Source organism: Streptomyces olivochromogenes (assembly GCF_021538895.1).
In the GTDB taxonomy this organism is placed as follows: Bacteria; Actinomycetota; Actinomycetes; order Streptomycetales; family Streptomycetaceae; genus Streptomyces; species Streptomyces olivochromogenes_A.
In genome coordinates, this window is record NZ_JADDRL010000224.1 from 1 (window position 1) to 6,581 (window position 6,581).

Genomic DNA, 6,581 nt, shown 5'->3' on the forward strand with positions numbered 1-6,581 from the left:
GCCGCGACCGTGCCGACGCCGGTGGTGAAGTTGGGGGCGGACGAGACGGCGGTGCTGCGGCCGGTGCGGACGCAGCAGCCCACAGAGAGCACAGAGAGCACAGAGAGCACTGCGAGCACAGAGAGCGGCAAGAACGCCGGGCGGAACGCCGGCCGTTCCTCCCGGCAGCCCGAGTCCGAGGTGACGGCCGAGCTCCCGCAGCCGCCGGTACCGGGGGCCGCGGACGAGACGGCGGTGCTGCCTCCGGTGGTTCCGGGAGCGGCCGACGAGACGGCCGTACTGCCTCCGGTGGTTCCGGGTGCCGCCGACGAGACGGCCGTACTGCCTCCCGTGCGCGGTGGGGATCCGGCGGGCCGGGTGCCGCAGGGCTTCTTCCGGGACGAGCGGCCGGCCGCCGAGCCCGAGGTCGCCGAGGACCGTACGCGCGAGCTGCCCCAGCTCGACGCCGACGGCACTCCCGTGCGCAGGCCCAGGTCCGACTGGGCCGAGGAGACGCCGCTGGACCATCTGCCGACGCTGGCGGACGAGCTGCTCGGGTCGTACGACGAGGGACAGGGGCACGACGAGGGACAGGGGCACGACGAGGACCAGGGCCGGGGCCGCGGGCGCGGCCGGCGGGGCTGACGGGATCTTCGGCCCCTCGGGGCCGGACGCCCGTGAACCCGGTTGTCAGTGGCCGCCCCCACAATGGAACCGGGACGTGGAGTGTGACGGAAGGGCGGCGTGACCCGTGAGCGTGTGGGACGACCTCGTCGGGCAGGAGAAGGTGAGCGAGTTGCTCGGCGCGGCCGCTCGGGACGCCGACGCGCTCGTCACCGCGGCCGCCGCCGACGCCCCGCCGCCCGAGGCGTCGAAGATGACGCACGCGTGGCTGTTCACGGGCCCGCCCGGCGCGGGCCGCAACCGGACGGCGCGCGCCTTCGCCGCGGCCCTGCAGTGCGTGAGCCCGGACCGCGCCCTCGGCGGATCCCCCGGCTGCGGCTTCTGCGACGGCTGTCACACGGCCCTGGTCGGCACCCACGCGGATGTCACCACGGTCGCCGCGGTCGGCGCCGAGATCCTCGTCAAGGACATGCGGGACACCGTCCGCAAGTCGTTCACGTCCCCGGCGAACGGCCGCTGGCAGATCATCCTCGTCGAGGACGCCGAGCGGCTGAACGAGAAGTCCGCCAACGCCGTCCTCAAGGCCGTCGAGGAGCCCGCCCCGCGGACGGTCTGGCTGCTGTGCGCCCCTTCCCTGGAGGACGTGCTGCCCACCATCCGCTCCCGCTGCCGCCACCTGAACCTGCGCACACCCTCGGTCGACGCCGTCGCCGACATGCTCGTACGGCGTGACGGCATCGAGCCCGATGTCGCCCTCGCCGCCGCCCGCGCCACCCAGGGACATGTCGACCGGGCCCGCCGCCTGACCACCGACCCGGCCGCCCGCGAGCGCCGCGCCGCCGTGCTCAAGCTGCCGCTGCGTGTGGACGAGGTCGGCGGCGCGCTCCGAGCCGCCCAGGAGCTGGTCGACGCGGCCGCGGAGGACGCCAAGCAGCTCGCCGAGGAGATGGACGGCAAGGAGACCGAGGAGCTGAAGGTGGCGCTGGGCGCGGCCCAGGGCGGCCGGATGCCGCGCGGCACGGCGGGCGTGATGAAGGACCTGGAGGACATGCAGAAGCGGCGCAGGACGCGTACGCAGCGCGACAGCCTCGACCTCGCGCTGACCGACCTCACCGCGTTCTACCGCGACATCCTCGCCCTCCAGCTCGGCTCCCGCGTGGCCATCGCCAACGCGGACGCCGAGGACGCCCTGGACCGGCTGGCCCGGGGCAGCTCGCCCGAGTCCACACTCCGCCGTATCGAGGCGATCTCCGCCTGCCGCGAGGCCCTCGACCGCAATGTGGCCCCGCTGCTCGCGGTGGAGGCGATGACCATGGCACTGCGGGCGGGCTGAGACCGCCCGGGGCTCAAGCCGATGAGGCCGGTGAAGCCGATGAACCGGAATGACCTCGGCAGGGTGAACCGATCACCCGGGTTGACCAGGTCATCCGTACGAGCCGCGACACGCACGCACGGCACTCGGGCCGTCGCGCAACGTTACGCTCGCTGGATGCACACCAGGCGAACCCCCCGCCGGACCCGGGCCGCGTCCCGCGCCACGGTCGGCCTCCTCGCGGCCGCCGCCCTGCTCGTGTCCGGCTGCTCCTCCGGGAGCTCGACCACGTCCACGTCCACCGGCAACGCGGCGGAGGCGGCGCTGGCCGCGCTGCCCCGTGCGACGCCGTCCGCGCTGTCGCCGTACTACGGGCAGAAACTCACCTGGCGCAGCTGCGGTGTCTCCGGCTTCGAGTGCGCGACCCTGAAGGCCCCGCTGGACTACGACAAGCCCTCCGCCGGCGACATCCGGCTCGCCGTCGCCCGCAAGCGGGCCACCGGCAAGGCGAAGCCGCTCGGTTCGCTCATGGTCAACCCGGGCGGGCCGGGCGGTTCGGCCATCGCCTACCTCCAGCAGTACGCCGGCATCGGGTACCCCGCCGGGGTCCGCGCCCGCTACGACATGGTCGCGATGGACCCGCGCGGTGTCGCCCGCAGCGAGCCCATCAAGTGCCTCGACGGGCGGCAGATGGACACGTACACGGAGACCGATGTCACGCCCGACGACCAGAAGGAGACGAACGCTCTGGTCGGGCAGTACAAGAAGTTCGCGGAGGGCTGCGGGGCCCACTCCGCGCGACTGCTCCGGCACGTCTCCACCGTCGAGGCGGCCCGGGACATGGACATCCTGCGGGCGGTGCTCGGCGACCCGAAGCTGAACTACGTGGGGGCGTCGTACGGGACGTTCCTCGGGGCGACGTACGCCGGCCTGTTCCCCAAGCGGGTGGGGCGACTGGTGCTGGACGGCGCGCTCGACCCCTCCCTGTCCGCGCGCGACCTGAACCTGCAGCAGACGGCGGGCTTCGAGACGGCCTTCCAGGCCTTCGCGAAGGACTGCGTACGGCACAGCGACTGCCCGCTCGGCCGCAAGGGCACCACGCCCGCGAAGGTCGGCACCAACCTCAAGGCCTTCTTCCGCAAGCTCGACGCCCACCCCATCCCGACCGGCGACGCCGACGGCCGCAAGCTCGGCGAGGCCCTCGCCACCACCGGGGTGATCGCGGCGATGTACGACGAGTCGCAGTGGCCGCAGCTGCGCGAGGCGCTGACCGCGGCGATGAAGCACAACGACGGCGCCGGGCTGCTGGCGCTCTCCGACAGCTACTACGAGCGCGACGGCAAGGGCCGCTACACGAACCTGATGTTCGCCAACGCCGCCGTGAACTGCCTGGACCTGCCCGCGGCCTTCACCGGCCCGGACCAGGTGAAGAGGTCCCTGCGCTCGTTCGAGAAGGCGTCGCCCGTGTTCGGCGACGGCCTCGCCTGGGCCTCCCTGAACTGCACGTACTGGCCGGTGAAGCCCACCGGCGCACCGCACCGCATCGAGGCCAGGGGCGCGGCCCCGATCGTGGTCGTCGGCACCACCCGTGACCCGGCGACCCCGTACCCCTGGGCCCAGTCCCTCTCCCGCCAGCTGGCCTCGGGGCGCCTGCTCACCTACGTCGGTGACGGCCACACCGCCTACGGCCGCGGCAGCTCCTGCATCGACTCCGCGATCGACACCTACCTCCTCCGCGGCACCCCTCCAGCCCGGGGAAAGCGCTGCTCATAGCCCTGTCACCCGCCCTGGGGGCCATGCTCCCGGGGCGTGGTCAGAGCAACCACGGAAACTGTGTAGACTTACCGACGTTGCCGATCGCACCATAGTGCGGACGGCGCGCCGCCTTAGCTCAGATGGCCAGAGCAACGCACTCGTAATGCGTAGGTCTCGGGTTCGAATCCCGAAGGCGGCTCACCTTGAAACCCCAGGTCGGATCCAATTCGGCCTGGGGTCTTCTCGTTCGGTGTTCGGCGTTCGGTGTTCAGCGTTCACCGGCCGGCCCCGGCCACAACGCCCGTACCGCGTAGGGCATTTCGGCCACGGCGGCCGGATCGAGCAGGGCCACTTGGAGGATGTAGCCGGGGAGGACGGCGAGCATCGTCGAAGCGATCGCCTCGGCTGTCACGTTCGTGGGCAGGCCGCCGGTTTCCTGGTGGTCGCGGACCAGGATGACCAGGTTGGCGTGTATGCGGCCCATGAGCTGGTCGAGCTTGCCCGCCAGTGAGCGGTTGCGCATGGCCTCTCCCCAGACCAGGACCGCGAGGCCGGCCAGGTCTTCCTCAACGGACTTGGCCCGGATCACGTTGAGGAGTTCCGCCACGACCGCCCCCAGGGACCGGCCCGGCCGGTTCGTGGCGACGGCGAGCGTGATGTCGAGGACATCGCGCATGTTCTCCTCGGCGATCGCGAGGATCACCTCGTCCTTGCTGGTGAAGTGCCGATACACCGCGCCCGCGGACAGCCGCGCCTCGGCGAACAGGTCCTGCATGGACGTGGAGTGGAACCCGTCACGGAGGAAACAGCGGCGCGCCGCGGTCAGGATCTGCTTGCGGCGGGCGTCCATGTGCTGCTGGGTGACCTTGGGCATGCGGCCAGGCTAACAAAGAAAACGAACATTCGTCTTGACGTGCGCTCGTGCGGCGGGCAAGACTGGAGTTCAAGAAAACGAGCATTCTCTTTTGTGGGAGGGCGGGCTGTGAGGAGCCCCTTGTCAGGACACCGGACATGGCGCGAGGTGGCCGTTGCCGCCGTGGCGCTGCCCCTAGTGATCACTCTGGCGGTGCTGGCGTTCGCCTGGCCGGCGGGGCGGCTCGCGCCGCGCGACCTGCCGGTCGGGATCGTGGGCACAGGGACGGCCAGCCAGCACGCGGTGGAGGGGCTGGTTCACAAGAAGCCCGGCGCGTTCGACTTCCACCTCTATCCCGACCAGCAGGCTGCGCGATCGGCGATCAGGAACCGGGACGTCTACGGCGCCTTCGTCATCTCGAGCCACAAGATCACCGTGCTGCAGGCCTCCGCCGCCAGCACCTCCGTGGCTCAGCTGCTGGGGCAGGTCGGACAGCAACTGGCCGATCGGGCCACCCAGCAGGCCGCTGAGCGGGCTGCCACCGGTATGCACTCCTCGGCGAAGACCCCGAAGACCCCGAAGACCTCGAAGACCCCGAAGACCCCGACGGTCGACGCGAAGGCGGTCGACGTGGTGCCCGTCGCCACGGAGGACCCGAGGGGCGTGGTGTTCAGCTCGGCGGTCTTCCCGCTCACGATCTGCGCCATCCTGATCGGAGCGTTCGTCGCGATGGCGGGCGGCCTGCGACGCCCGTGGCAGCGGGTGCTGACACTTCTCGTCGCCTGCGCCGTCTCGGGTCTCGGTGTCTACACCGTGGCCCAGGGTTTCCTCGGGGCGTTGCCCCACGATCACGTGGCCACATGGGCGGTCCTGTCGCTCGTCCTGATCTCCATCAGCGCCACCGCCGCCGGGCTGATCCGACTCGTCGGGCCGCCGGGACTCGGGCTCAGCGCCGTGCTCATGGTCTTCGTCGGCAACCCCTTCTCCGGTGCCACCTCCGCCCCGGAGATGCTCCCCAAAGGCGTGGACTACGTCGGCCAGTGGCTGCCCCCCGGTGCCGGAGCCGGCCTGCTCCGCGACACCACGTACTTCGACGGCAACAACGGCGCCGGCCACCTGGCCGTCCTCGCCCTGTGGAGCGTCTGCGGGCTCACGGCGATCCTGTTCGGCCACCGGGTCAAGGGGGAAGCCCGCGGTACGAAGACCAGTGCGCCGGCTTCCGGAGAGTTGCTCCCGGCCTTGCCGGGGCCCGGCGCCGCTTCGCCGATTCGGCGTCACGCGCCCGCCCACGCCCACGCCCATCGCCATGACGGCGACGACTGATACCGGGCGCTTCACGCGCGCGATCCGGCCTTGGCTGTCAACGCGCAGGCAGCGCACCGAGGGCGCGGCCCGGCAGGCAGACGGGCCGACTCCCGACACGACCACGACCACGGCGTACCGCGCGAGGTGTTGAACCGCGATGCCTCGCGCCGTGCCGGAACGGACGCGCACGATGACCACCCCACGACACCCCCAGCCGGTACGCCGGTCCGAACACCCGCAGTCCACCGGTGCCGCTCCGGCCATCACTCGGGCCTTCGCCCTGCTCAGCAGGCGCTGGAACGGACTGATCCTCATGGGTCTGGCCAAAGGCCCGGCCGACTTCGCAGAGATTCGTGAGCGCGTCCCCGGCATCAGCGACCGGATGCTCGCCCAGCGCCTCAGGGAACTGACCGCGATCGACCTCGTCGCCCAACACGTCCGGACCGGGCCGTCGTCGAGAGCCCATTACGCACTCTCCCCGCACGGCAACGCCTTCCTCATCCCCCTGGCCGCCTTGTGCGTGTGGGCGGAGGACCACCTTCCGGCGAGCGGCTCGTGCTCGTCGGCATCGGATCAACCGGCCGCGTCAGGCCGATGACCTCCCGTTCCGTGCCGGCGGACCGAGTACGCGGAAGCGGTGGCCGGGTTCACAGGCGCACGATGACCAGGGCGGTGTCGTCGGTGGCGCCGCCGGGCGGGAGCAGGTCGGTGAGTACGGCGTCGGCGAGGGCTTCGCAGTTGTCCGCCCGGTGG

5 protein-coding genes, 1 tRNA gene and 1 pseudogene are annotated in these 6,581 nt (G+C 71.7%); 6 read left to right on the forward strand and 1 reads right to left on the reverse strand.

Features of this window, described 5'->3' with window-relative positions; all coding sequences use genetic code 11:
• The 4 genes and pseudogenes from IPZ69_RS46055 to IPZ69_RS46070 all read left to right on the forward strand — a co-directional run.
• Positions 1–624, forward strand: a pseudogene (locus IPZ69_RS46055) (dTMP kinase); the annotation flags it as partial.
• Between the two features lie 106 nt (positions 625–730).
• Positions 731–1,936: a DNA polymerase III subunit delta' gene (locus IPZ69_RS46060; protein WP_235460897.1), complete on the forward strand. Its 1,206-nt coding sequence runs from the start codon at positions 731–733 to the stop codon at positions 1,934–1,936.
• Positions 1,937–2,092: 156 nt separating this feature from the next.
• Positions 2,093–3,688: an alpha/beta hydrolase gene (locus IPZ69_RS46065; RefSeq protein ID WP_235460898.1), complete on the forward strand. Its 1,596-nt coding sequence runs from the start codon at positions 2,093–2,095 to the stop codon at positions 3,686–3,688.
• A 107-nt stretch (positions 3,689–3,795) separates the two neighbouring features.
• Positions 3,796–3,869: transfer RNA gene (locus IPZ69_RS46070), tRNA-Thr, on the forward strand.
• Positions 3,870–3,938: 69 nt separating this feature from the next.
• Here the strand turns inward: IPZ69_RS46070 and IPZ69_RS46075 are convergent.
• The gene (locus IPZ69_RS46075; RefSeq protein WP_235460899.1) at positions 3,939–4,544 is read right to left on the reverse strand and encodes a TetR/AcrR family transcriptional regulator; all 606 of its coding nucleotides are present in this window, start codon (positions 4,542–4,544) and stop codon (positions 3,939–3,941) included.
• 120 nt (positions 4,545–4,664) lie between these two features.
• Between IPZ69_RS46075 and IPZ69_RS46080 the strand changes: the two genes are divergently transcribed.
• Positions 4,665–5,846 (forward strand): ABC transporter permease, encoded by a 1,182-nt coding sequence (locus tag IPZ69_RS46080; protein ID WP_235460900.1) that lies wholly within the window; start codon positions 4,665–4,667, stop codon positions 5,844–5,846.
• A 172-nt stretch (positions 5,847–6,018) separates the two neighbouring features.
• Positions 6,019–6,426: a winged helix-turn-helix transcriptional regulator gene (locus IPZ69_RS46085; RefSeq protein ID WP_235460901.1), complete on the forward strand. Its 408-nt coding sequence runs from the start codon at positions 6,019–6,021 to the stop codon at positions 6,424–6,426.
• The last annotated feature ends 155 nt before the right edge of the window (positions 6,427–6,581 follow it).